Below are 22,673 nucleotides of genomic sequence, written 5' to 3'. Positions count from 1 at the left end.
GTGGTGTATAAAATCACAGTTCTGATAGGTCGTTTAGATCAATGCCAGCGTCTTTAAGTACTTTGGTTGCCACACGAAACGCATCAATCGATGCGGGCACACCGGCATAAATCGCTACTTGCAACAATACTTCACGAATTTGAACAGGTGTAAGGCCATTCTTTAATGCACCACGCAAGTGAAGCTCTAATTCATGTGGTCGATTTAAAACAGCAATCATGGCTAGGTTAATTAAACTGCGCTCAGATTTTTCAAGCCCCTCTCTCTGCCAAACATTTCCCCAGCAATACTCGGTGACAAGTCGCTGCAAAGGCTTTGTAAAATGAGTGGCATTATTGATTGACTGTTCAACATACTCATCACCCAATACAGCCTTACGCGTTGCCATGCCTTTTTGATATTGATCATTCATGGTGTTACCTGTACTCCAACTCGAGAGTTTGCCCCAATAACTCTAACCGATAGCGGGAGTTGAGCTTCATGTCCAAAGGGGGAGTTAACGAACCACTCAAAAAATGTTGTCCCGCGCGTAAGGGGCCAAAACGAGGAACCAGATCACGCACCATCGTGATCATCGTTTCTAAAGGCCCCCCTATTAAGTTGAAACTCGAGCCGACCACACAACTACTCTCTGTATGCAGAGAGCAGCTTAACGTTTCAAAGTCATAATCAGGATCAAAGCGCAACAGGCGTCCTATTCGATAGAAGCGGGCAACAGCCCCATCAGCCAAGAAAGTTGGGATATCAAACGTCCATGCAGTTCTCGAGTCCGCCACTTCAAAGGCCGGAACAACATAGGCAATCGAAGCCAAAATTTCATCACGAGAGCTGCTCGCATCTACAATATCTCGCCCCAAGATAAACACAACCTCCGCCTCAAGTTTAGGCGCTATCGTCTGGGCTGCAGGCACGAGTTGATTACTCAATTGCATAAAATCGAATAATGGAGCATACACGGGCGTTTCTAACGAAAAGCGCGTCAATGCCGCTTGGTTGGCCATTGCGACTTTCCAGCCATTTAGGTGATGCCCCCGTGCCCTGTTTCGTTCAATCATTTTAACTTGTACAGCATACCCATCTTCTATACTGGCGCCCTCAAATCCAGAAAATCTTGATAGAGATAATGCTTGGCTAAGTGCATGATCTTGCTCTATGGCAATGGATTGATAATCGAGAGTTGGGGCCGTCATTCCAAGCCTCCCAAGCACACATATTTGATTTCAAGATAATCCTCAATGCCGTATTTCGACCCTTCACGCCCAATACCGGATGATTTAATGCCTCCAAAGGGAGCCACTTCATTTGAAATCAAACCGGTATTCACCCCTACCATGCCGTACTCAAGTGCTTCAGACACCTGTATATACGTATTGATGCTGGATGTGTAGAGATAAGAGGCCAGTCCAAACTCGGTGTCATTCGCCAACTCAATGGCCTCTTCAATGCTATAAAAGCGGAATAATGGCGCAACTGGACCAAAAATTTCGTCTCGATACACACGCATTTCCTTGGTTGCACCGGACAATACAACCGGATTCATAAATCGTTGTGATGGGTCAGTATGAATCTCTCGTTTCGTCACTTGCTTAGCGCCCAAAGCCAATGCTTCATCAATCATGCCACTAACGGAGGCGTAAGCTTTTGTATCGATAAGGGGTCCTAAATCTGCCCTAGGGTTTGACCCGTCAGCAACGACCATACGATCAACCGCGTCGGCAAGCTTTGCTGCGAAGCGATCATATATGCCGTCTTGAACAAGAATTCGGTTTGCACAGACGCACGTCTGACCATTATTACGATACTTCGCTATCAATGCTCCCTCTACGGCTTTATCAAGATTCGCATCGTCAAAAACAATAAATGGGGCATTACCTCCTAGTTCCAAGGAGACTTTCTTGATGTTATCTGAGCACTGTCGCATCAGTAACCGACCCACTTCGGTCGAACCCGTGAACGATAACTTTCGAACCAAAGGATGTGCGCATAAAGTATCGCCAATATCAGCCGAACGCCCATTCACGATCTGTAACACACCCGCAGGAACACCGGCTTGTTCTGATAAAACGGCTAAGGCAATGGCGGTCAGTGGCGTTTGTGTAGCAGGTTTAATAATGATAGTACAGCCAGCGGCCAGTGCAGGACCCGCCTTACGCGTAATCATTGCGGCTGGGAAATTCCAAGGGGTTATGGCTGCACAAACACCAATAGGTTCTTTTCGAACCGTTAAACGGGTTCCTGGCATCACCTCTGGGATGACATCGCCGTAGACACGTTTTGCTTCCTCTGCAAACCACTCAACAAATGAAGCGGCATAGGCAATTTCGCCCTTCGCTTCTTTAATTGGCTTTCCCTGCTCAGCAGATAGAATTTTGGCCAAATCGTCCTGATTGGCAAGTAGCAACTCGAACCATCGACGCAATATCTCCGCTCGACTCTTCCCTGTCAGTTGACGCCATGCTTTACCCGCCGAGTGTGCGGCTAAAACAGCACGTTCTGTTTCAGCCTTACCCATCATTGGTACGCTGGCCAGGATCTCGCCCGTAGCGGGATTCGTGACATTAACGCGATCACCCTGATCCGCCTCACACCACTTCCCATCAATTAAACAAAGATTAGGCATTAAATCTTTATTCGTAAGATCTATCATCACGCTATCCATCCACAATTGATTCATTTAAAAAATACTGCGGCCTTTTCTAAAGGCCGCAGCTAAAATGACTAAATTAGCTTTTTTCGAAGTGCGTCGAGGGCATAATTTAATCGATGGGGCGAAGTGATCGCAGCAACAAATCGATCTGGACGGACAATGACAATTTTATCTCTGACATCGGTAAACCAATTGGATAATTGGTTATCCACATCTTCAACACTGATTACACCATCTGCTTTGAGTCGGTCATCATAATTATTGCCACTTCGCGAACGGTTAACTTGTATATATCGGGTGTTGAGTGTTTCCCAGAATTGACGATTTTCGTCTGTCATATGTTCAAGTGGATTCGTTCTAAAACCAACAATCGCAAACCAATCACCTAATATAAAATCCAACTTCTGACGCTGACCATGTGCATCCTCAACATCGGGCTGGATGAATAACTTACCGACGTGGCTGTCTTCATACACTTCATCTGTCTCGTGATGAACCACACCGCGAACAATCTGAGCCACAGGCTTGAATTTAAACTCAGTCAAATGCTCACGCAGATTGTCTACTGAACCAGTGGCTTTGAATATCCAATCTCTTACACCTGCCAGTACCGGATTGGTCATACCTAAAACGGCACCCATATTATCCGCAAGAGCTATCAAATCGGTTGCGTGGCCTCGGCGCTCACTGTCATAGCTTTCAAGAATGGCTGGCGAGACTTTTCCTTTAATCACCGCTGCTATTTTCCAGCCAATATTAACAACATCTCGCAAGCCTGAATTCAGACCTTGTCCTGCCCAAGGTGGCGTTATATGCGCCGCATCGCCACAGAGTAGAACACGTCCTTTGATAAAGGTTTCGGCTACACGTGAATTATGGGTATAGGCGCGAATACGAACGATATCGAGTTTATCGACCGCGTCTCCGATATGCTTGCGTATGAGGCCTCTGATAACCTGTTCATCACACATTTTCTCTTCGTCTTCACCAGGGTGCAGCATGAACTCCCAACGACGGTACTGATACGGAAGATAGATGCAAACAAATGGGCGTTCAGGATCAGCATGCAGCGCCGTATAGGGTGCATCAAGGGAATCATTGGCTGCATCGACCACAATCCACTTGGCAGGATGCGTCACACCGCTATACCCTATTCCAAGATGGTTCCGCACAGGGGAGCGACCACCATCAGCAGCCACAACATACTGAGCATCAATACCGTACTGCTCTCCTGATGTATGGTCCATTACTTTCAGCGAAACCTTAAGGTCATCCTGATTAATCGACTCCATAGAATGACCCAAACGAACATCAATGCATGGATAGCGTTTAAGTCCATCTCGAAGCGTCACTTCTGTCAGCTGCTGCATAAATATATTGCGCATTGGCCACCCAAACTTAGCGGCCGATGGCTTTACTTCTGCAAAACACACCCCTCGGGCATTGTAATAGCGCAGAGGGACATTTCTGATCATATCCCGACTGGCAATCTCAGCAAGGCCAACGCCCTGCAACACTCGCATGGCTTCATCATCCATACCCACCGCACGGGGGTAGGGCAAAATTTCATTTGAGCTTTCCAAAACAATCGTATCGATTCCGTAAAGGCCCATGTAGTTAGCTAAGGTAATGCCGTTAGGACCACCTCCCACTATGACAACATCAGTTTTTTTAATCTGCACGTGACACCCCCAAAGCGCATATCTTTTTATGAGTTCAAAAAACGCAAAATGGCTGCATTAAATTTTTCCGGTTGGTCATCATGAACATAATGACTCGCCTCATTGATAACGATTGAACTGAAACAAGCATTGGTGGATATCACCTCTGCAATCGTGGCGTGAGGTAAAAAATCGGATTGAGCTCCCTTCACCAACAACGCTGGACAACGCACGGATTTGACGGCTGGCCATAAGTCGATTGGCTCAAATTTCAAGCGTGCGGTTGCTATCCCTTCCTGATCATGTTTCCAATACACTTGCCCCTTCACCTCTCTAAATGAGTTGTGTAGACGTGCTTGCAGTGACGCTTCCGTTAAATGCGGTCGACTCTTACGCCAGAAGGTTTCAGCCTCTGCCCATGAATCAAATGAGAGCGGGGTGTTTAGCATCTCACGGCGAATACGATCAGCGCCTTCTCCGTGGCTAGATGAACCAGGACCGATATCCTCAATGACAAGCTTATGAACCTTATCAGGATGCAAACGCGTATATTCCAACGCATTTGTACCCCCCAAGGAGTGCCCAATCAAAATGAACTCTGTTAAGCCCAAATGCGTTATAAAGCTCTCGATATCTTTGACATAGGTTTCAGTCTGATAGCTGTCGATATCCCCCCAATCACTCTCGCCCCTTCCACGCTGATCCAGTGCATAACAGCAGTAACCATCACCCAAAGCGAGCGCGAGTGATTGCCAAGTATTGGCGAAGCCTCGAAGGCCATGCAGCATAATGACAGGGACGCCACTCGTATCGCCCCATTGCAAATAGTGGAGTTTTAACTCACCACTCATGAAAAAAGCACTTCTGGCAGACATCGCTAACAAACCTTTTGTATTAAATTGTTGAAGCCGCTTTAATGCAGTCCATCTTCACCTTTTACGTTTTCAGCCTTTAGCCCTCCCAAACGAGCATGAAGACGTCCGCGAGTTGCAAAAGCCCATATCACAAGCAATTCATCACGCCGTGGAGCATCGTTAAATGACACTGAAATAGAGTCATAGTGTGAACGAACATATAAAGCATCTTTATGTGCCAGAGGTATATCAAGGATGGCACCCGGTCCACCGATCTTGCCCGTCGATGGAACCCAGGATTTACCGCCCCCCAAAGCGTCTCGGACAGGATCTGCCGCGGGGTTTGTTAGAAATGCATTGCCATGCTCATACTCCCCATCAGCACCAACGAGAATGGCCTTGCCATAACTAACAATTTCATTATCACCGGCCAGCTCGTTAATTCGGCGACCAAACTCCTGCCCTAACAAAGGCGAGTTTTCGATCAGTTGGGATAAGTCTTCTTTAAATTGGCCTGCAAATGGATTGTGTATAGCAGCTGCAATGACGTATTTTCTTACAGGCTCACCGTCAGCCAATATACCGGTTTCATTGGCCAAGGTTTCTTCATAAAAAGAAAACCATTTACGAATATGGTAAGCACTAAAATTGGTTTCTTTCATCGTTTTCCCCTAATTCATTTATTCAAAAATGGGATCGAGTTTAATATCACGACTCGGCGCACTGGTCATTTTGAAGCGCTGTTTTCCTAACTCGTCGTTATGCTCGGTTTCAAGAAAAAACTCCAAGCGGTTATCATCTGGGTCTGTAAAATAAACACCTTTACCCACTTCATGGTCGGTAATTTTTACTATGTTCACCTTTTTGGTCAGCAACATACCGTAGAGTTTACGAAGTGTGGTTTCATCTCCATCAATCTCTAACCCATAATGCTGGAGCCCAAGTCCACCTTGTTTCGCGCCTTCTGGAGCTTTGATGAGGGCAATATCATGGTGCTTTTGACCGAATCCCATCATGACCCAATCACTGCCATTACGGGCTGTTTCTTCCATATTAAGGACATCTGCATACCACTTTGCAGATACGTCAGGATCTCTAACAAACAGAGACAGGTGTGTCCGAACGACTTTAAACTTCATCTTCACATCCTCACTTTGTTATGACGGACTGATGCCCTGCTTCAATCTCAGCGACTGCTGACGTCCATAACACATCAGAGATTTCACTAAATTCGCGCCATTCCTTTTTCCAAGACTTACCCGCATTTGTACTGGTAAACAGATGGCCATATTTCGTGCCTATGACTATTTGATTGGAATTGTTTGGGTTTACATGCATCCCCCAAACACATGAGTTGGGCTGTAAAGGCAGTGGCAAAGTCTCCCAGGTTGCTGCCGCATCTTGCGATACCAATACTCGACTGGTGGTGCCTGGCGTTCCATCGGAAATACTTAAGTAAATTGTGTCTTCTGATCCCGCGGGCATAGCCGTTGCTCTTGCGTAATAAAGACCAAAGGCTTCGTTCGGATTCACTCCTATCCATGTCAGCCCGTCATCAAAACTGCGATAGATGGCATTAACACAGATCACAACAATGACTTTTTTGCCATGATTGGGTAATACACGAATGGAGTGTATGTCTGAGTTATACTCCCAGAGTAACCGTGAATCGACGCGCTCCCAGCTATCGCCTCCATCTACGCTCTTAAACAATCCTCCTTCCTCAAGGCCAAACCAAAGGTTGTTAGAGTCGGTAGGGTCGTATGAAAAGGCCAACAGACGTGGTTTTGACACCCCTGCACAAAATTCAGGAATTTCGACAGGCGCTCTATCCCAAGTAACACCACCATCAATTGTTCGCCAAAGAACGGCTCGTGACGGTGCGCCCGTACCCACAAAAATTCGTTTTGGATTTTTTGGGTCTACAGCAACCTTCCATACAGTTTCACCATTGAAGGGTGAGTCGACTCGTACCCACTTTTTGCCAGTATCCTCACTCACACACAAACCCGTATCTGTTCCGATATAAATCCGTTCAGGATTAGAGGGATCTAAATCTAACGAACGAGTAATAGCATCAAACTCTATATCCTGACCTAAGCCAAGACGATGCCAAGTTTGTCCATTGTCAGAGCTTTTAATAACCGCTTGACCTACTGTTGCAACAAGAATCGTACCGCTCATAATGCTAACTCCTTAGATAAAGATGCCTCGAGTAAGGCCACCGTCAATACCAATAGACTCTCCAGTGACGGCTCCCGACTTAGGTGAAGCCAAATAACCAACTAACCACGCGATTTCAACGGGACTTAAGGTGCGTCGAATCGGTGTTGCGTCGATATAGCCCTGCTCAACTTGCTCAGGTGTCTTCCCTTGTAAGGTTGCTTCTCTCTCATACAGCTCTTGTATATGAGGTGTATCAACAACACCAGGATGAATGATGTTGCACGTCACTCCATTTGGCCCCAATTGATCGGATAGATTTTTCGTCATATGAACAATTGCAAGGTTTCGCATACCTGACATGACCTTACTGCTTCGTCCGGTCAATCCGCCAATATTAATGATTCGGCCCCAGCCTGCCTTTTTCATATAAGGCGCTACAGCCTTTGCACACCGGAAATAACCAATCACTTTGGTATCTAAATCACCTAATAGCTCGCTGTCTTTGGCAAACTCAATCGAGTTTCTTACCACTCCTGATGGAGCAGCAGCCCCATTAACAAGAATGTCGACTCGACCAAACTCTTCAACCGTTTTTTCAACCATACGGTTCACTGAATCCATATCTGTCGTATCACAGCTAATCGGAAGGACTCTCCGACCCGTTGCTTTCGATATTTCAGCGGCTGTTTTTTCTAGCACTGACATTGTTCGGGAACAAATCACCACATCGCAGCCTTCTTCAGCGAGAAAAAGCGCGACATCCTTACCGATCCCCATGCCACCACCGGTTACAATTGCCACTCGATTGTGCAGTTCTAAATCCATTATCTAATCCTCAACTTTGTTAACTTAAGTCAATAAAAACGCTTTTTGTCTCGGTATAAGCATCAATGACGTTTTTACCCATTTCGCGTCCCCATCCGGACTGTTTGTAACCGCCAAAGGGTGATGCAGGATCAACCACATTCCAGCAATTAACCCATACAGATCCCGCTTTTAATTGGGCAGCAATTCGATGTGCCTGCTGGAGGTTATTTGTCCAAACACCTGCAGCAAGACCAAAGGGTGTGTTATTCGCTCGATAGACCAATTCATCAATATCTGACCAAGACATAACCGTCACGACGGGACCAAATATTTCTTCGCGTGCAATGCAGGCTTTTTCTTGTTTATCGAGAAACACCGTAGGCTCCATAAAATAGCCATCTGAGAGATAATCAGGCGTTTTGCCACCACAAATTAACTCTGCACCTTCATCTATGGCCTTCGAGATGTAACCTCTGACGATCTCATATTGATCCGAGGAAACGAGCGGTCCCATCGTCGTAGAGGGATCAAGCCCTGGACCAATGACATGTGCGGATGCATGCTTGCGTAACTCGTCTAACGTTTGCTCCAATACACTGTCGTGAACATACAAACGCGAGGCAGCTGTACAAACCTGCCCTTGGTTATAAAAAATTCCATCCGCCGCACCTTTGGCTGCACGGATAATATCTGCGTCTGGCAATATGATATTGGGAGATTTACCCCCCAACTCCAGTGACACCTTTTTCATATTGCCAACCGCGGCTTGTGCAATCAGACGGCCTACGGCTGTTGAACCCGTAAACGCAATTTTGTCAACGTCTGGATGAGCTGCTAAAGGTGCCCCTGCCCCCTCACCAAAACCAGTAACCACATTGACAACACCGCCAGGAAATCCAGCACGTTGAATCAACTCAGCCAAACGCAAAGATGAAAGTGGGGTTTGTTCTGCTGGCTTAAGAACCGCTGTGCAACCCGTTGCCAAAGCTGGACCGAGCTTCCATGCGCACATCGAGAGTGGAAAGTTCCAAGGCACGATCATCGCGCACACACCAACCGGCTCTTTAACCGTATAATTCAGCATCTGTGCGCCACTGCGAGGTGAAATAGGAATGGTGCTGCCTTCAATTTTCGACGGCCACCCGGCAAAATATCGCAGAATATTGGCCGTGATGACCACTTCCCCACTATAAGCATTGGTATAGGGCTTTCCGTTTTCCAGAGAGATAATCTGCCCAAGATGATGGGCGTCTTCCTCAACTAAGTCCGCCAGACGCAGCATTAACCGAGTACGCTCAGATGGCTGAACCCGCCCCCATACTCCCTCTAAGGCATAACGAGCAGCCTGAACGGCACGATCAACATCTTCTTTCTCAGCACTTGAGACGGTTGCAATAACCTGACGATTTGCTGGGTTTTCGACCGTGAAGCTTCCCCCAGCAATCGGCTTGACCCACTCACCTGCAATAAACAAGCTTTTTGATTCCGACAGAAAACGCTCAACATCTGGAAATATATCTATATTCGCCATGATCAATCCTCACAGTGACATTTCAATCAGTCGCGGCTCTTTCGCTTGAACTGCTTCTTTTAAAGCCAGCATCAGCTCTGCGTTGTGTGCGACTTGAACGGACTTAACCCCATAACCTTTGGATAAAGCTTGCCAATCAACCCGAGGACGATCTAATTCGGTTAACTGAAGCGAGTTGATGCCGAACGTCTCGACACCATATCGACGCAATTCATTTTGGAGGATGTTGTATTTGTGATTCGCCGCAATCAAAATGATGACAGGAAGGCCTTCTCGCGCAATGCTCCAGAGTGTCTGAATGGTGTATTGTGCACTGCCATCCGATTGCAGACAGATCACCGTATTGCCTGGCTCAGCTAGGGCTGCCCCAAAGCCAGCAGGAATACCTTGACCAATCGCACCACCCGTATTGGTCATCACACGATGCTTAGCCGCATTTGCTGAAGCGGTGAAGAAAGGATACCCGCAGGTACCCCCTTCAACCGATACGATTGAGTCCTCTGGCAATAAAGCAGACAGGATCTGCCCTATGGATTCAGGCGTTAATGCTTCTGAAGCACTCGGCAAGACGACGGCTCCTTCGCTGTTTTTAAAAGCAGGAGCATCCACTTCGTCAGCCAGCATTGATAGCGCACCCACGACATCATGTCCGACCTCGGCCAACATGGTCAGTCGATCAAGCTCAGCCAAGCGTGAAGGCAACCCTTCATACCCAAAGTATGAGATGGGTTCGGGAACACCTGCACAGATGACTTCATCGTATTGCTCCAAAACCTCAATCGCTTTTTCTGGGAAATAAGGCAAACGATCTAAATCTGGAAGACCACCCCCTCGGTAACTCACACGCGGAAAGGTTTCCGCGTACATTTTGATGCCTGGTAACTGCGCAATTCTTCCTGCCGCTTTTAACCCTTCCTCAGTAAGCCCTGTGTCACCAACGATAAAAACCAGACGCTTTCCTGAATTGATTTTTTGAGCTACGTCTAACACCCAGTCTGAAACAAAGTACCGACTCGGTGGCGTTATCTTTATTTTTCCAACCGTGGAGGTCAGCTCATTTGCCTGTAGATCCATCGGTAACATAAGCGTTGATATCGCACCTTTAGCACTCCAAGAGGCATTGACAGCCGCCGCGAAATCCTCAACCAAATGATCCGCCGATTTAGACGTACGGACAAATTTGGACACCGTGCGCGCCAGAGACTCTATATCGCTGGCCAGAGGTGGATCGTAGTTCACATGCCACGATGCATGATCACCGACTAAGTTAACAATAGGAGTGTTTGCTCGACGGGCATTGTGAAGATTGGCTATGCCATTCGCAAAACCCGGTCCAAGATGCGTCAATGTCAACGCAGGGCGCCCAGCTATACGACCGTAACCATCTGCCGCTCCCGTACACACCCCCTCGAACATGCTCAGAACAGGGCGAAATCCGGGTTCTTTATCCATAGCGGCAACCAACGGCATCTCTGTGGTGCCTGGGTTTGCAAAACAATACTCAATTCCGGCTTCAGCCGCGGCCCTAATTAAGGCTTCTGCACCATTCATAACAACCACCCTATAATTGATTAAATCTCATCTTATGAGATTTAATCAATTACTGTCAATGCAAAATAGTAAATTTTTTAACTAAAAATCAAAATGAGAGATTTTGTTAAAACTATGACTGATATTTGCTTATACCTATCTCAAAGATACTAAATGGTGAGAATGTGGCTCTACTTCAGCGCATGAAGAAGTCCAAAAAAAAAGCGGAAGCAAACCCTGACAGCCTGCTTCCGCTATGAATATCTCGTTAACGAGAAGGGGGATCGACCAAAATATTAGACGTGTCACTAAGTGCAACAGACATCATCAAATCGAACTGAAGCGGTTTAACCTATTTAATGCTCCATTCATTTGCTCAAATACAAAAGTTGATGAGACGTAAACTCCAACAAACCTTCTAACCCAAACTCAACACCAAAACCTGACATTTTGCAGCCTCCGAAGGGGGTATTGGGTTGAATTTGGGCATGCGTATTCACCCAAGCCACCCCTGACTCTAATCGTGATGCAACGACTGTAGCCGCGTTAGAATCAGGCCCCCAAACAGACCCCCCAAGTCCAACTTCACAATCATTCGCCATTGCAATAGCATCCTCTAAGTCCGTGTACTTAATGATGGGAAGTACAGGACCAAATTGTTCCTCTTTAACGACCCTAGAATGATTACTAACGTCAGTAATGATCGTAGGTGGAAAGAAATAACCCTCTCGATTCAGCCTTTCACCACCGCACATTATGTTGGCGCCATGATGTCTGGCGTCTTCAACCAAATCGATGATCAAATCGAGCTGTGCTTGATTCTGTACTGGTCCAAAAGTCGTCGACTCTTCAAAGCCATCTCCTACAACCTGCTCCTGACAGATACGAACTAACGCTGCAGACAGCGCCTCATATTCTGATTCGTGAACATAGAGACGCTTCAGCGCTGCACATGTTTGACCCATATTCAGAAATGCCGCAGCAAACACACCGGCTGCCGTTTTATTGATATCTGTTCCAGGCAACACAATGGCGGCATCATTCCCACCCAACTCCAACGTGAGGCGTTTTAACGTATCAGCTGCATTGCGCATTACACTCTGCCCTGTCGGCGTAGAACCAGTAAAAACAATCTTTTGAATCGCCGAGTGCTGAGTGATCGCACTGCCAATACCACGCTCACCTGTCACTATATTAATAACGCCTTGCGGGACGTGACGATTAATAATCTCGACCAGTTTAATGGTACTTAAAGGCGTCAGAGAGGAAGGTTTGCTAATCACGGTATTACCCGCTCTCAGCGCCGGGGCAATATGCCACACAGCAATCATGAAGGGCCAATTCCAAGGTGTAATTGAAGCCACCACCCCTAAAGGTTTACGATGCAATTCAATCCGCTTTTCAGCTGTTTCTTCAACAAGCTCAACTGGAATTTCCTGATCAGCAGCATAACGAAGCCAAGCAACACCACCTTCGACCTCACCTCGCGCTAAAAACAGTGGTTTTCCTTGCTCAGCAACAATTAATGTTGCTATTTCATCACGTGCTTCGGTCACATCATCGGCAATGCGATGAAGTATCTGCTGTTTTTCAGCATGGGAAACATTTCGCCAATGTTTAAATGCCTCAGTGGCAGCCTCGACAGCCAGGTCTAACTGCTCTGGTGTAGCATTAGCACAAGTAGCAATCGTCTCCAACGTTGATGGATTTTTTACCTCAAATGCTTGATCGGCTCCTTCCTGCCATTGTCCATTGATTAGGAGCTTGTAGTGATTAATCATTTCATTCACCTTGTTATTCGTATAATTGACACCCTACCGCGACTCAGTCTTCAGTAGTTCAAAAAGGAATTACTGCCATGATCTGCCCATAGGTATTGAGCTTTGTACTTCCTTGCGTGCCGTTAGCCGAATCGGGTTTGTAGAAACCAATCAAGGGGCTAAGGATCAGGTGATCATTAACAACCCACTCAGCCCAAAAATTTAGCTCTCTGGCATCATTATCGCCACTACCGCCTATGGTCTTATTAAAATCAAAATATCCAACTCCAACCGACAGCAGATCAGCGGGCTGTGCCGTTACACCCAAATAATGGATCACAGAATCAGTCCCAAAAGGCCCTGCATAGTTTGCGGCCACTTCTCCCTGGAACCAGGTACCATAGCCGCGGTTAAAACCAAAGAATAGTGGGTCATAGCCCGTGTTATATCGCGTATAGCGGTAATTAACACTTGGCGACCATGATAAATCCGCAAAAGTCCAACCCGCTTCAGCATACCATGCTTTACTGCTGCCACTATTGTCACCCTGGGACTGATGCACGTATTCGGCTGACAAAAACAGATTGTCAACTCCAGCACTGCCTTGATATCTCAAGCTTGTCGTCTTCTGACCATCACGAGCGGGGTTACCCCACACGTCATCAACATCCAATCCTTTAAGGTGCATGAATCCAACAACACCTAACTCCGAAACATGCTCAATATTAATACCTGCCATTTCTGGCTTTCCTTGGGCAACATTATCCGACTCAAACCAGAACAGGTCTGATCGCACCCCTAAGTCACCGCCTAACCTGACCAGAGCGGTCTTATCAAACGCTTTACGAGGTGCCAACCAGTAAGCACCTCCTCGATTTAGCTCTTCAGGACCAGCCCCTTTACCTAAATTCAGACCGTCTCCATTTAAGAGAAAACCATCACCAATCGTTATGTTTTGACGACCAACCGACACCTCAAAAAAATCCGAACGGTACCCTAAAAAAAGATCTTCGAGATCCGTCTTACGCTCTTTCCCTGTGGTGGCACCGGAAGCATCTCCGTCCCCCCAAGTACCGCTAGTCACTGCATTAATCGCTCCAAAGACCTCACCCTGGTTGAGCTGATGAGCACCTGAAAACCCATACTTAATATATCCCTCCGTCCATGAGGGGGATGAATTGCTGTTGCCATAGGTCTCTCCGCTGCTAAACACCCCCATGACCGCCTCTACATCCAGATTAATCTGGGTGGAATCACTCTCAATTAACGGATATGCCTGTACCGCGGCAGAACTACATGCCAATACAGCGACGGCTAAACGACATTTTGCACCCATTTTCCACATATTATTATTCATAGACACCCTCACAGATCATCATTTATTGACATGTGAGATTATTTACATACAGCAAGCCTATTTGCAACATAATTTTTCATATTATTCTCACAATAAGATACTGAATAAATATTACAAAACTACGCTATATCCTTTAAAAACGCCTAGATCGCTTAACTTATAAGCACTTAGCATGGCTAACACACAAAACAGGCTATTCCCTAAAATATCTCATTATGTGATAATTTTGCCACCTAAAGTGACTATAGTGAGCGGGTAGATGACAAGCCTTACCAAAATGTTAAACGTACTGGATATTTTTTCTCCTGACAGACTTGTAATCAATGTAGAAGATATCGCGCAGCAGATGTCTCTTTCGCGCGCAACGGCCTATCGCTATGTCAAAGAGCTATGTGATGTAGGTCTACTGTCGCGAGTTGACGGTAACTACACCTTAGGACCCCGTATCATTGAACTTGATTGGATGATGCGAAAGTACGACCCATTAATCTCTACTGGTCGTGAAATGATGGCAGAGCTTGCAATAACAACTGGCCTGACCGTTTACTTAAGCGTTTACTATGATGGGCATATCATTAATACACATATTGAATCCGCACAACAAAAGCTAGGGTATGCTTTTGGTCGGGGCCGCCCACTTCCTTTGTTTAAAGGAGCTCAATCTAAGGTACTGATTTCATTTCAAAAAGCAAACAGACTTAAGCGTATTTATGAAGAAATGATTCAAGATAACCCCGAGTATGATTTAAGCTGGAAAGAATTCAACCAGATCACCAAAACGATACGCAAAGATGGCTATAGCCTAACTCATGATGAGCTTAATTTAGGGTTAACAGGCATTTCTGCTCCTATCCTCAATCCTAAAACAGACGATATTCTGGGCAGCTTAGCGCTGGTCGGCAGCTCTACAGCTTTTGAGCTGTTTAATCAGGAAGCTCTGATTTCTCGCTTAAAAGAAGTCACGGCCATTATTGGGCATAAAGCACAGTCACTGTAACGTCACTCTACTAACCTTAATAACTGGCAAGCTCACTCCTAACAATAATAAAACGCAACTGGCTTGCCCCGAACCTGCTGAATGGTCATCTCCAGATCATACAAGTCCAGCATAATCTCAGGCGTAATGACGACCTCAGGGCTGCCCATATACACCAATTGCCCTTCCTTCATCGCTAAAATACAATCCGCGTAGGTGGCAGCAAAGTTAATATCATGCAGCACCAGCACAACCTGCTTGCCCATTTCATCTGCCGCACGACGCAACAGTTTCATAATACCAACGGCGTGTTTCATATCTAGGTTATTGAGTGGCTCGTCCAAGAGCAGATAACGAGTATCCTGACACAGCACCATGGCAATATAGGCGCGTTGTCGCTGCCCGCCGGACAGCTCATCCAGATAACGATGACGCAGGTCGGTTAAGTCCAGAAACACCAGCGCCTGCTCGATTTTATACAAATCCTGTTCATTGATCCGTCCCTTGCTGTAAGGATATCGACCAAAACTAACCAAGTCCTCGACCGTCAAACGTGTGCTGATTTGATTTTCCTGACGTAAAATCGCCAGAGTCTGCGCTAAACGATCACCCGCACAGTGATGAACATCCAGCTCATCCACACGAACCCAACCTTGATCTGGATGCTGCAAACGACTGATCAACCCCAGTAGCGTCGATTTTCCGGCACCGTTTGGACCGATGATGGCTGTGACACCCGCGCCTTTCAGTTGAAAACTCACCTGATCAACGACTTTTTGTGTTTGATAGGCCTTATTCAGCCCATTTACCTCGATCATCTTCTACCCTGCCGTATCACCAACATCAGAAAAAACAGTCCACCTATAAACTCAATAATCACACTCAACCCGGTTCCAAAGCTAAGCAAATGCTCCAACACCGCCTGCCCGGCAATCAAAATAATTGCCGCTAAACCAAAAGCCATCGGCAATACATACACATGTCGATGAGTACCGGCTAACGAATACGCAAGGTTGGCCACCAGCAATCCAAAAAAGGTTACCGGCCCCACCAACGCCGTCGAGACCGAAACCAATATTGCGATTGCGATCAAAATCAGCATCATCAATCGACGTGGATTTAAGCCCAGATTCACGGCTTGATCACTGCCCAGCGCCAATACATCCAAGGCATGATGGTATCGCCATCCCAAAACAGACACAAGTAACGCCATCAGCGCAGACACACCCAGCAATGCTGAATCCATTTGATTGAAACTGGCAAACATCACATCCTGCAGCAAATCAAATTCAACCGGATCCATTAACCTAGCAATCATGGCATTTAGGCTGCGAAACAAGGTGCCCAGAATAATCCCGACCAAGACCAGTACATGCAGGTGACGCTGTTGACGAATAAACAGCCAATAGAATAATAGGCACATGACACCGACCATCACCAGCACTTCACCGATCCATTTTAAAGAAGGGGATATTTGGCTGAAAAAAACCGTCCCAAAGCTGTACACCATCAGCGACTGCAGCAACAAATAGAGAAAATCAAACCCCATGATGCCGGGGCTTAAAATACGATTATGGGTAAGGGTCTGAAACAACACCGTCGAGATAGCGATACAATACGCCACCAACAGCAAGCCCAAGAGTTTTTCGCCGCGAAAGGGCAGTGTAAATGCCCAGCCAGCTCGCACATTGAGTGTCATAAAAAGGAGGCTGGCGAGGATAACACCCCCCAACAGCAACCACAGACGTATACTAGGGGACAAAGATCTAAACATGGCGTGGCTGAGTTCGCTTCAGTAACAGATAGATAAAAAACACACTACCCAGCACCCCCATCACCGTACCCACTGGCACCTCATAGGGGTAACGAAGTAAGCGGCTTAAAAGGTCGCAAAACAGCATAAAACCAGCACCGAGCAAGGCGACCCAAGGCAGACTCCGACGCAGATTATCGCCCATCAGCAGACTCACCACATTCGGTACGACCAGCCCAAGAAAGGGCACCATACCTGCTGTTGTCACCGTAATGGCCGCAATCATCGATACCAGCAACAATCCTGTAAACAGCACGACGCTATAGTTCATCCCCAAATTAGTGGTGAAGCTTCGCCCCATGCCAGCCAGAGTAAAACGGTCTGCATAGAGATAGGCCAAAACGGCACAGACCAAGGTGATCCACAACAACTCATAACGACCGCGCAGCAATACAGAAAAATCACCATTGGTCCAATTCGCCAAGGACTGCAACAGATTAAAGCGATAGGCAATAAAGGTTGCCACGGCCGCGACAACACTGGAGAACATAATGCCCACCAACGGTACCATGACAGCTGAACGTAAGGGTATTGAGCGTAGGAGCAACATGAATATCAAACTCCCCCCCATTGCAAAGGCCGTTGCAATCAAGGTCTTGGACATCACGCCCAAACCGGGAGCAAACAACGCCACCACTAGCATCCCCAGCAAAGCGGACTCCAGCGTGCCCGTAGTGGACGGCTCTACAAAACGGTTACGGGCCAGCATTTGCATCACCATACCCGCAACAGCCAAAGAAACCCCGGTGAGCATGACCGCCAAGGTTCTGGGGATTCGACTGATCAGCAAGACCTGAGTTGATTCATCGGTTAAATTCATCAACGAAAGGTCCATCACTCCAACCATCATGCTGCATAATGCTAAGAGTGCTAAAACAGCCACGCCTAGCATCAAACGCATGGAGACAATCGGCTTACTGTGCTCGTTGAAGCGCGTCATGAACTTCCTCAATCATGGCAGGCGTCGCATTCAGCCCTGACACAGTCACGTACCAAATTTGCGGATTAAGGTAGATCACTCGGTCCGCTTGCCAAGCACGAGTCTGATGCATCAGCTCATTATCGAGCAGAGTCCGAGCAGCACCCGCACCTGAATTGATGGCCGTATCACGATCCAGAACAAACAAGTACTCAGGATCTGTTTTTAGGATAAACTCAAAGGACACAGGGTCACCATGCGTACCTTCTTTAAGATTATCAACCGCTGGCGTGATCCCTAGATGTTCATGCAACCAGCCTGTGCGTGAACCCACGCCATACGCAGATACCCGCCCACCCGAGGTAATGATGACCAATCCATTTTCAATATTGGCTGCCAATTCACGGGTGTCTTGCAACTGGGTATCAATTTGTGACAGACGTGCTTCGACGTCCTCTTCTTTATCAAAGACTTTCCCTAATATTCGTGCATTTTGATAAAAATCGGGAAGAAAATCGGTATAATCGTGGGTTAAATCCAATGTAGGCGCAAGACGACTTAATTGACGAAAACTGGGTGCTGAACGGCCACCAATGATAATTAAATCGGGCTTTAAAGCCGCCAATGCCTCAAAATCCGGTTCAAATAAGGAACCTATCTGTTGGTAACGGTCATCGGCATACTGTGTTAAATGAGGTGGCAAGAAGTCCTTAGGCACCCCTACGACATCCACCCCTAAGGCATCCAACGAGTCCAAAACACCTAAATCAAATGTCACCACTCGCTGTGGAACCTGCTGAAGCCGCAACTCTCCTTGTTTATGCTGCACTAGAATCTCAGCCGAGACAGGCCCGATCAACATCACTGACAACACAACCCATCCACACACCTGTCTAAACAACTGCATCCAACTCACTCCTCATCCATAACTTGATGTCGTTCACGGTGATACGCTTCCTCATCCGCTTGTCGCTTCCAATACGGCACCGCATATAGGTGCGATTTATCGACACCACATTCCTGTCTTAACCAGTTGCGTAAGGCCACGATTTCATGGTGCTCCCCTGCAAGCCAAAATGACACGGACTTAGGATCAGGTAGCTTTGCTTCCTGCAGGGCCGGTAAGAGCTGCAAAGCGTCCGGTGTAGAAGACGCTGCAAGCCAATGCACCTCGATACCAGCGGGTACTGCACCCAACAAATGACGCACGTTTTCTGCCATCTGCAGCCAGACTTGTCCTTGAGCACTGTCTGGGAGGTTCTCCAATAATGCGGCGATACCTGGCAGGGCCGTCAAATCACCCGCTAACCAGTAAACATCCGCTGGCGGCAACATCGGGTTTGGGCCACCCGGCAAAGTAACGGCCAGTCGACTGCCAATAACCGCGCCATTTGCCCAGTCGCAAGCGGGCCCTGCCCCATGCAGCACCATATCCACTGTCATCAATTGGCGGACTGAATCGAAGTGACGCACGGTATAGGTGCGCACCCAAGGTTTACTAGAGAGATCTTCCCATCGTGGTTTACCCTGAACGATGTCGGGTATTTGAGGTGATGTCTGCCCTGCTTTAGGTAACATCAACTTGATATGTGCAGCAGGCTGCGGAACAGGATAATCCTCAAGATCACCCTGTAACTCTAAACGCATAAGTTGAGATGACAAACGCTGCTTTGAGCGCACCTCAACAATACGAGGTCGTAACTGACGCATCCTTAACTCCTTAAACCTATGTAATGATCGCCAAGTTAAGACGAATAATTATCATAAAGGTTCATGTTAACAGAGTTATTTTGTAACGAACAGTCTAGAATACTGTTTACGTTCGGTGCAATGCATCAATAAACTGCACGACCTCGCAGGGCTTAGTTTGGAAGGAACAGACTAAGCGTACCATCGCCTCATGCTCTCGTACCCGCTGCTCTGCAGGAACAAAACTGGGCGTCCACTCATAGAATATACCACCTTGGTCTCGAAGCGATTGAATCAATGCTTTGGGCATCACTGCAAATACCTCATTGCCTTGTGTTGGCCATACGATGCGGCACTTGGGGTGTTCAGCAATGCCTGCCGACAGTTGCCGTGCCTGCTGGTTAGCATGAAGTGCCAACTCCCGCCAGTGGTCGTTTTTTAGCCAAGCCAGAAACTGGGCACTGATCCAACGACTTTTGGATAACAGATGCCCAGAACGTTTACGCATATGAACAAATTTTTTGGCTAAGGTGGGTTTAAAAAAGATCACGGCTTCGGCAGTCATGGCACCATTTTTGGTTGCCCCTAGGCTCAACACATCAATGCCAACACGCCATGTCATTTCAGCCGGACTGCAATCCAAACTCACCAACGCATTTGTAAAACGAGCGCCATCCATGTGGACAATTAAGCCATACTGATGAGCAATGTCCGTGAGTTCACGCAGTTCTTCTAGGCTATAGACTTGGCCTGACTCTGTCAGCTGAGTCAGGCTGAGTACCGCGGGTTCGGCATTGTGTGGAGGATGCGCAGAGCCTTGGCTTAGTGTATGCGCTAGGGTTATAGCACTCAGCTTAGGTGCTTGCGCATCAAGCCCAAGTAAACGTGCGCCCCCTGTAAAAAACTCGGGAGCCGTTAACTCATCATTGATAATATGAGCTTGCCCATGGCACAACGCAATTTGCCAAGGCTCTAGACTACAGGCTAAAGCTAGACAGTTAGCAGCGGTACCGGTGCTGACAAAATGAACATCAGCGTCACATTCAAACCAATCGGCAATTGCTGCCCGAGCTCGATGCGTCCACTCATCATCACTGTACGCAGCAGCGATGCCCTGATTCGCCTCAACCAATGCTTGCATGATCGCTGCAGAAACCCCCGCTTGATTATCACTACCAAAATACATTCACATCACCTCAAATTAGGGGGTTAAAAGCAAAAGAATGGAGACCAATGCTAAAGGCCACCGTACCCTTAACGCTTACTCGATAGTATTACCTATCTCGGCAACGTACAAATACGAGCAAAGGAGTCGTGCTGCTTAATCGTCTCGCGTTAATACGTCGAGCAACTCGATTTCAAAAATCAGATTGCTGTTTGCGGGAATCATTGTGCCGATCTGACGTTCACCATAGGCCAAAGCAGCGGGAACCCAGAGCTTTCGTTTTCCACCGACTTTCATGTCCTTAAGGCCCAGTATCCAGCCTTGGATCACGCGCTTATTGCTCAGCACCACTTGGAAGGGTTCGCCGCGTTTGTAGGACGAATCAAACTCAGTGCCATCTTCCAACCAACCGCGATAATGCGCCGTAATCAGCGCACCACGCTCAGCGGTTTTGCCATTGCCTTCGATCAGTTCTTCGATTTTTATTTCGGGTTGCATAGTGCGCTCTTCATATAAGGAAATGAATGGCATTATAACGGCCATGGCGGCTCATGATAAACCGCTGTCGATTTTGCTTGGGCAGGAACTTTACCTCCTTAATTATCGACTAAACTGAATCACAAAACGCATACATCCACCACTCGGTTTAAAATGAATATCTCAAGGAGAAATATATGTCTCGCCTCACTGCCAAAGATTTTCATCCTGACCTACTGGAACTCTACGATGGATATGTTCACGGACGCCTCAGTCGGCGTGACTTTTTGGATCGAGCCGCACTGTTCGCTGTCGGCGGCCTTACCGCTTCGGCCATCCTAAGCTCACTCAGTCCTAATTATGCTATGGCTCAACAAATTGCCTTTACTGACCCTGACATCCATGCACAATACATTCACTATCCTTCACCCAATGGGCATGGTGAGGTTCGCGGGTATTTCGTGCGCCCAACGAACCTGCAAGAGAAGACAGCTGGTGTCGTGGTTGTCCACGAGAATCGCGGCCTCAATCCCTATATTGAAGATGTTGCCCGGCGTGTTGCAAAGGCAGGTTTCGTGGCACTAGCCCCCGATGGCTTAAGCTCAGTCGGTGGATATCCTGGAAATGATGACCAAGGTCGAGTTCTGCAGCAACAGGTTGACCCTCAGAAACTCATGAATGACTTTTTTGCGGCGATCGAATTTTTACAAGCCAGTGAGCACACCACGGAGAAAGTTGGCATCACTGGATTCTGTTACGGTGGTGGAGTTGCTAACGCAGCCGCCGTTGCATATCCTGACCTTGCCGCCGCTGTGCCCTTCTATGGACGACAGGCGAATCCAGATGATGTTACTCGGATTCAAGCCCCTTTACTCTTTCACTTTGCCGAGACAGATCCAAACATCAACGCCACTTGGCCAACCTATGAAGAAGCCTTGAAAGCCGCCGGTAAAACCTACGAAGCACACACCTATCCAGGTACTAATCATGGTTTCCACAATGACTCGACACCTCGATACGATGAAGCTGCGGCTAAGCTGGCTTGGGATAGAACGATTGCTTGGTTTAGGCATTATTTGCTTTGATATGTGGAAAAAACACCCTGTTTATAGCCCTTCCTTAATACGGAGGGCTCTAACACAAATGTATGACAGCCGTTAAAAAATAAACAGCATATCATTTATAAAAGTTCACTAACCTTCATGAAGCACTGAACACACACAACTCTGAGACACAAACACGAAGACAAAACCTAGACAAACGTCAAGTTTATAACAACAATGTATAAGCTTATTAGCATAAAATACGCCGTACCGAAGAG

22 protein-coding genes are annotated in these 22,673 nt (G+C 47.2%); 2 read left to right on the top strand and 20 right to left on the bottom strand.

All coding sequences use genetic code 11. From position 1 onward, the window contains the following. Positions 1 to 13: 13 nt before the first annotated feature. From F5971_RS06195 to F5971_RS06135, 13 genes are all read right to left on the bottom strand, one after another. A complete protein-coding gene (locus tag F5971_RS06195) occupies positions 14 to 412 on the bottom strand; it encodes a carboxymuconolactone decarboxylase family protein (RefSeq protein WP_193494443.1) in 399 nt (132 codons plus the stop codon). 4 nt (positions 413 to 416) lie between these two features. Further along, on the bottom strand, positions 417 to 1,190 hold the full coding sequence (locus tag F5971_RS06190; RefSeq protein WP_193494442.1) for a 2-keto-4-pentenoate hydratase: 774 nt from the start codon (positions 1,188 to 1,190) through the stop codon (positions 417 to 419). Then, positions 1,187 to 2,647: an NAD-dependent succinate-semialdehyde dehydrogenase gene (locus tag F5971_RS06185; protein ID WP_193494441.1), complete on the bottom strand. Its 1,461-nt coding sequence runs from the start codon at positions 2,645 to 2,647 to the stop codon at positions 1,187 to 1,189. The genes F5971_RS06190 and F5971_RS06185 overlap by 4 nt, the downstream gene beginning before the upstream one ends. Before the next feature lie 71 nt (positions 2,648 to 2,718). Beyond that, on the bottom strand, positions 2,719 to 4,329 hold the full coding sequence (locus tag F5971_RS06180; protein WP_193494440.1) for a bifunctional 3-(3-hydroxy-phenyl)propionate/3-hydroxycinnamic acid hydroxylase: 1,611 nt from the start codon (positions 4,327 to 4,329) through the stop codon (positions 2,719 to 2,721). Between the two features lie 26 nt (positions 4,330 to 4,355). Next, positions 4,356 to 5,183, bottom strand: a complete 828-nt coding sequence (locus F5971_RS06175) for an alpha/beta fold hydrolase (protein ID WP_193494439.1) — start codon at positions 5,181 to 5,183, stop codon at positions 4,356 to 4,358. Between the two features lie 38 nt (positions 5,184 to 5,221). Then, a complete protein-coding gene (locus tag F5971_RS06170) occupies positions 5,222 to 5,824 on the bottom strand; it encodes an amino acid synthesis family protein (protein WP_193494438.1) in 603 nt (200 codons plus the stop codon). 18 nt (positions 5,825 to 5,842) lie between these two features. Next, complete coding sequence (locus F5971_RS06165) at positions 5,843 to 6,301, bottom strand: VOC family protein (RefSeq protein WP_193494437.1); 459 nt, start codon at positions 6,299 to 6,301, stop codon at positions 5,843 to 5,845. Between the two features lie 10 nt (positions 6,302 to 6,311). Beyond that, positions 6,312 to 7,346: a WD40/YVTN/BNR-like repeat-containing protein gene (locus tag F5971_RS06160; RefSeq protein ID WP_223116273.1), complete on the bottom strand. Its 1,035-nt coding sequence runs from the start codon at positions 7,344 to 7,346 to the stop codon at positions 6,312 to 6,314. A gap of 12 nt (positions 7,347 to 7,358) precedes the next feature. Next, positions 7,359 to 8,153 carry an SDR family NAD(P)-dependent oxidoreductase gene (locus F5971_RS06155; protein WP_193494436.1) on the bottom strand — a complete coding sequence of 265 codons (795 nt, stop codon included), beginning with the start codon at positions 8,151 to 8,153 and terminating at the stop codon, positions 7,359 to 7,361. Between the two features lie 19 nt (positions 8,154 to 8,172). Continuing rightward, positions 8,173 to 9,666: an aldehyde dehydrogenase family protein gene (locus F5971_RS06150; RefSeq protein ID WP_193494435.1), complete on the bottom strand. Its 1,494-nt coding sequence runs from the start codon at positions 9,664 to 9,666 to the stop codon at positions 8,173 to 8,175. 9 nt (positions 9,667 to 9,675) lie between these two features. After that, complete coding sequence (locus F5971_RS06145) at positions 9,676 to 11,217, bottom strand: acetolactate synthase large subunit (protein ID WP_193494434.1); 1,542 nt, start codon at positions 11,215 to 11,217, stop codon at positions 9,676 to 9,678. Positions 11,218 to 11,564: 347 nt separating this feature from the next. Further along, a complete protein-coding gene (locus F5971_RS06140) occupies positions 11,565 to 12,977 on the bottom strand; it encodes an aldehyde dehydrogenase family protein (RefSeq protein ID WP_223116272.1) in 1,413 nt (470 codons plus the stop codon). Between the two features lie 58 nt (positions 12,978 to 13,035). Further along, positions 13,036 to 14,313, bottom strand: coding sequence for an alginate export family protein (locus F5971_RS06135; RefSeq protein WP_246187771.1), 1,278 nt, complete (start codon positions 14,311 to 14,313; stop codon positions 13,036 to 13,038). A gap of 277 nt (positions 14,314 to 14,590) precedes the next feature. Between F5971_RS06135 and F5971_RS06130 the strand changes: the two genes are divergently transcribed. Beyond that, positions 14,591 to 15,310 (top strand): IclR family transcriptional regulator, encoded by a 720-nt coding sequence (locus tag F5971_RS06130; protein ID WP_246187770.1) that lies wholly within the window; start codon positions 14,591 to 14,593, stop codon positions 15,308 to 15,310. A gap of 38 nt (positions 15,311 to 15,348) precedes the next feature. Here F5971_RS06130 and F5971_RS06125 read toward each other — a convergent pair whose 3' ends face one another. From F5971_RS06125 to F5971_RS06095, 7 genes are all read right to left on the bottom strand, one after another. Beyond that, complete coding sequence (locus F5971_RS06125) at positions 15,349 to 16,107, bottom strand: iron ABC transporter ATP-binding protein (protein WP_193494432.1); 759 nt, start codon at positions 16,105 to 16,107, stop codon at positions 15,349 to 15,351. Then, positions 16,104 to 17,051: an iron chelate uptake ABC transporter family permease subunit gene (locus tag F5971_RS06120; protein WP_223116271.1), complete on the bottom strand. Its 948-nt coding sequence runs from the start codon at positions 17,049 to 17,051 to the stop codon at positions 16,104 to 16,106. Before F5971_RS06120 ends, F5971_RS06125 begins: the two co-directional genes overlap by 4 nt. A gap of 4 nt (positions 17,052 to 17,055) precedes the next feature. After that, entirely contained in the window at positions 17,056 to 18,042 is a 987-nt protein-coding gene (locus F5971_RS06115) for an ABC transporter permease (RefSeq protein ID WP_164481312.1), read from the bottom strand. Next, complete coding sequence (locus F5971_RS06110; RefSeq protein WP_223116270.1) at positions 18,017 to 18,928, bottom strand: siderophore ABC transporter substrate-binding protein; 912 nt, start codon at positions 18,926 to 18,928, stop codon at positions 18,017 to 18,019. The genes F5971_RS06115 and F5971_RS06110 overlap by 26 nt, the downstream gene beginning before the upstream one ends. Positions 18,929 to 18,933: 5 nt before the next feature. Continuing rightward, on the bottom strand, positions 18,934 to 19,731 hold the full coding sequence (locus F5971_RS06105) for a siderophore-interacting protein (protein ID WP_193494430.1): 798 nt from the start codon (positions 19,729 to 19,731) through the stop codon (positions 18,934 to 18,936). A gap of 106 nt (positions 19,732 to 19,837) precedes the next feature. Further along, the gene (locus F5971_RS06100) at positions 19,838 to 20,896 is read right to left on the bottom strand and encodes a threonine aldolase family protein (protein WP_193494429.1); all 1,059 of its coding nucleotides are present in this window, start codon (positions 20,894 to 20,896) and stop codon (positions 19,838 to 19,840) included. Between the two features lie 135 nt (positions 20,897 to 21,031). Continuing rightward, a complete protein-coding gene (locus tag F5971_RS06095; RefSeq protein WP_036508090.1) occupies positions 21,032 to 21,373 on the bottom strand; it encodes an FKBP-type peptidyl-prolyl cis-trans isomerase in 342 nt (113 codons plus the stop codon). 176 nt (positions 21,374 to 21,549) lie between these two features. On the opposite strand from F5971_RS06095, the gene yghX reads away from it, so the two are divergent. After that, a complete protein-coding gene (yghX, locus tag F5971_RS06090; RefSeq protein WP_193494428.1) occupies positions 21,550 to 22,437 on the top strand; it encodes a YghX family hydrolase in 888 nt (295 codons plus the stop codon). The last annotated feature ends 236 nt before the right edge of the window (positions 22,438 to 22,673 follow it).

This window comes from Nitrincola alkalisediminis, assembly GCF_009821115.1.
In the GTDB taxonomy this organism is placed as follows: Bacteria; Pseudomonadota; Gammaproteobacteria; order Pseudomonadales; family Balneatricaceae; genus Nitrincola; species Nitrincola alkalisediminis.
This window is presented reverse-complemented; position numbering and strand designations above follow the sequence as displayed.

Coding starts and splice junctions, on each gene's coding strand:
- F5971_RS06195 (WP_193494443.1), bottom strand. CDS start 412: ATGAATGATCAATATCAAAAAGGCATGGCAACGCGTAAGGCTGTATTG.
- F5971_RS06190 (WP_193494442.1), bottom strand. CDS start 1,190: ATGACGGCCCCAACTCTCGATTATCAATCCATTGCCATAGAGCAAGAT.
- F5971_RS06185 (WP_193494441.1), bottom strand. CDS start 2,647: ATGATAGATCTTACGAATAAAGATTTAATGCCTAATCTTTGTTTAATT.
- F5971_RS06175 (WP_193494439.1), bottom strand. CDS start 5,183: ATGTCTGCCAGAAGTGCTTTTTTCATGAGTGGTGAGTTAAAACTCCAC.
- F5971_RS06170 (WP_193494438.1), bottom strand. CDS start 5,824: ATGAAAGAAACCAATTTTAGTGCTTACCATATTCGTAAATGGTTTTCT.
- F5971_RS06165 (WP_193494437.1), bottom strand. CDS start 6,301: ATGAAGTTTAAAGTCGTTCGGACACACCTGTCTCTGTTTGTTAGAGAT.
- F5971_RS06160 (WP_223116273.1), bottom strand. CDS start 7,346: ATGAGCGGTACGATTCTTGTTGCAACAGTAGGTCAAGCGGTTATTAAA.
- F5971_RS06155 (WP_193494436.1), bottom strand. CDS start 8,153: ATGGATTTAGAACTGCACAATCGAGTGGCAATTGTAACCGGTGGTGGC.
- F5971_RS06150 (WP_193494435.1), bottom strand. CDS start 9,666: ATGGCGAATATAGATATATTTCCAGATGTTGAGCGTTTTCTGTCGGAA.
- F5971_RS06145 (WP_193494434.1), bottom strand. CDS start 11,217: ATGAATGGTGCAGAAGCCTTAATTAGGGCCGCGGCTGAAGCCGGAATT.
- F5971_RS06140 (WP_223116272.1), bottom strand. CDS start 12,977: ATGATTAATCACTACAAGCTCCTAATCAATGGACAATGGCAGGAAGGA.
- F5971_RS06135 (WP_246187771.1), bottom strand. CDS start 14,313: ATGAATAATAATATGTGGAAAATGGGTGCAAAATGTCGTTTAGCCGTC.
- F5971_RS06130 (WP_246187770.1), top strand. CDS start 14,591: ATGTTAAACGTACTGGATATTTTTTCTCCTGACAGACTTGTAATCAAT.
- F5971_RS06125 (WP_193494432.1), bottom strand. CDS start 16,107: ATGATCGAGGTAAATGGGCTGAATAAGGCCTATCAAACACAAAAAGTC.
- F5971_RS06115 (WP_164481312.1), bottom strand. CDS start 18,042: ATGACGCGCTTCAACGAGCACAGTAAGCCGATTGTCTCCATGCGTTTG.
- F5971_RS06110 (WP_223116270.1), bottom strand. CDS start 18,928: ATGCAGTTGTTTAGACAGGTGTGTGGATGGGTTGTGTTGTCAGTGATG.
- F5971_RS06105 (WP_193494430.1), bottom strand. CDS start 19,731: ATGCGTCAGTTACGACCTCGTATTGTTGAGGTGCGCTCAAAGCAGCGT.
- F5971_RS06100 (WP_193494429.1), bottom strand. CDS start 20,896: ATGTATTTTGGTAGTGATAATCAAGCGGGGGTTTCTGCAGCGATCATG.
- F5971_RS06095 (WP_036508090.1), bottom strand. CDS start 21,373: ATGCAACCCGAAATAAAAATCGAAGAACTGATCGAAGGCAATGGCAAA.
- yghX (WP_193494428.1), top strand. CDS start 21,550: ATGTCTCGCCTCACTGCCAAAGATTTTCATCCTGACCTACTGGAACTC.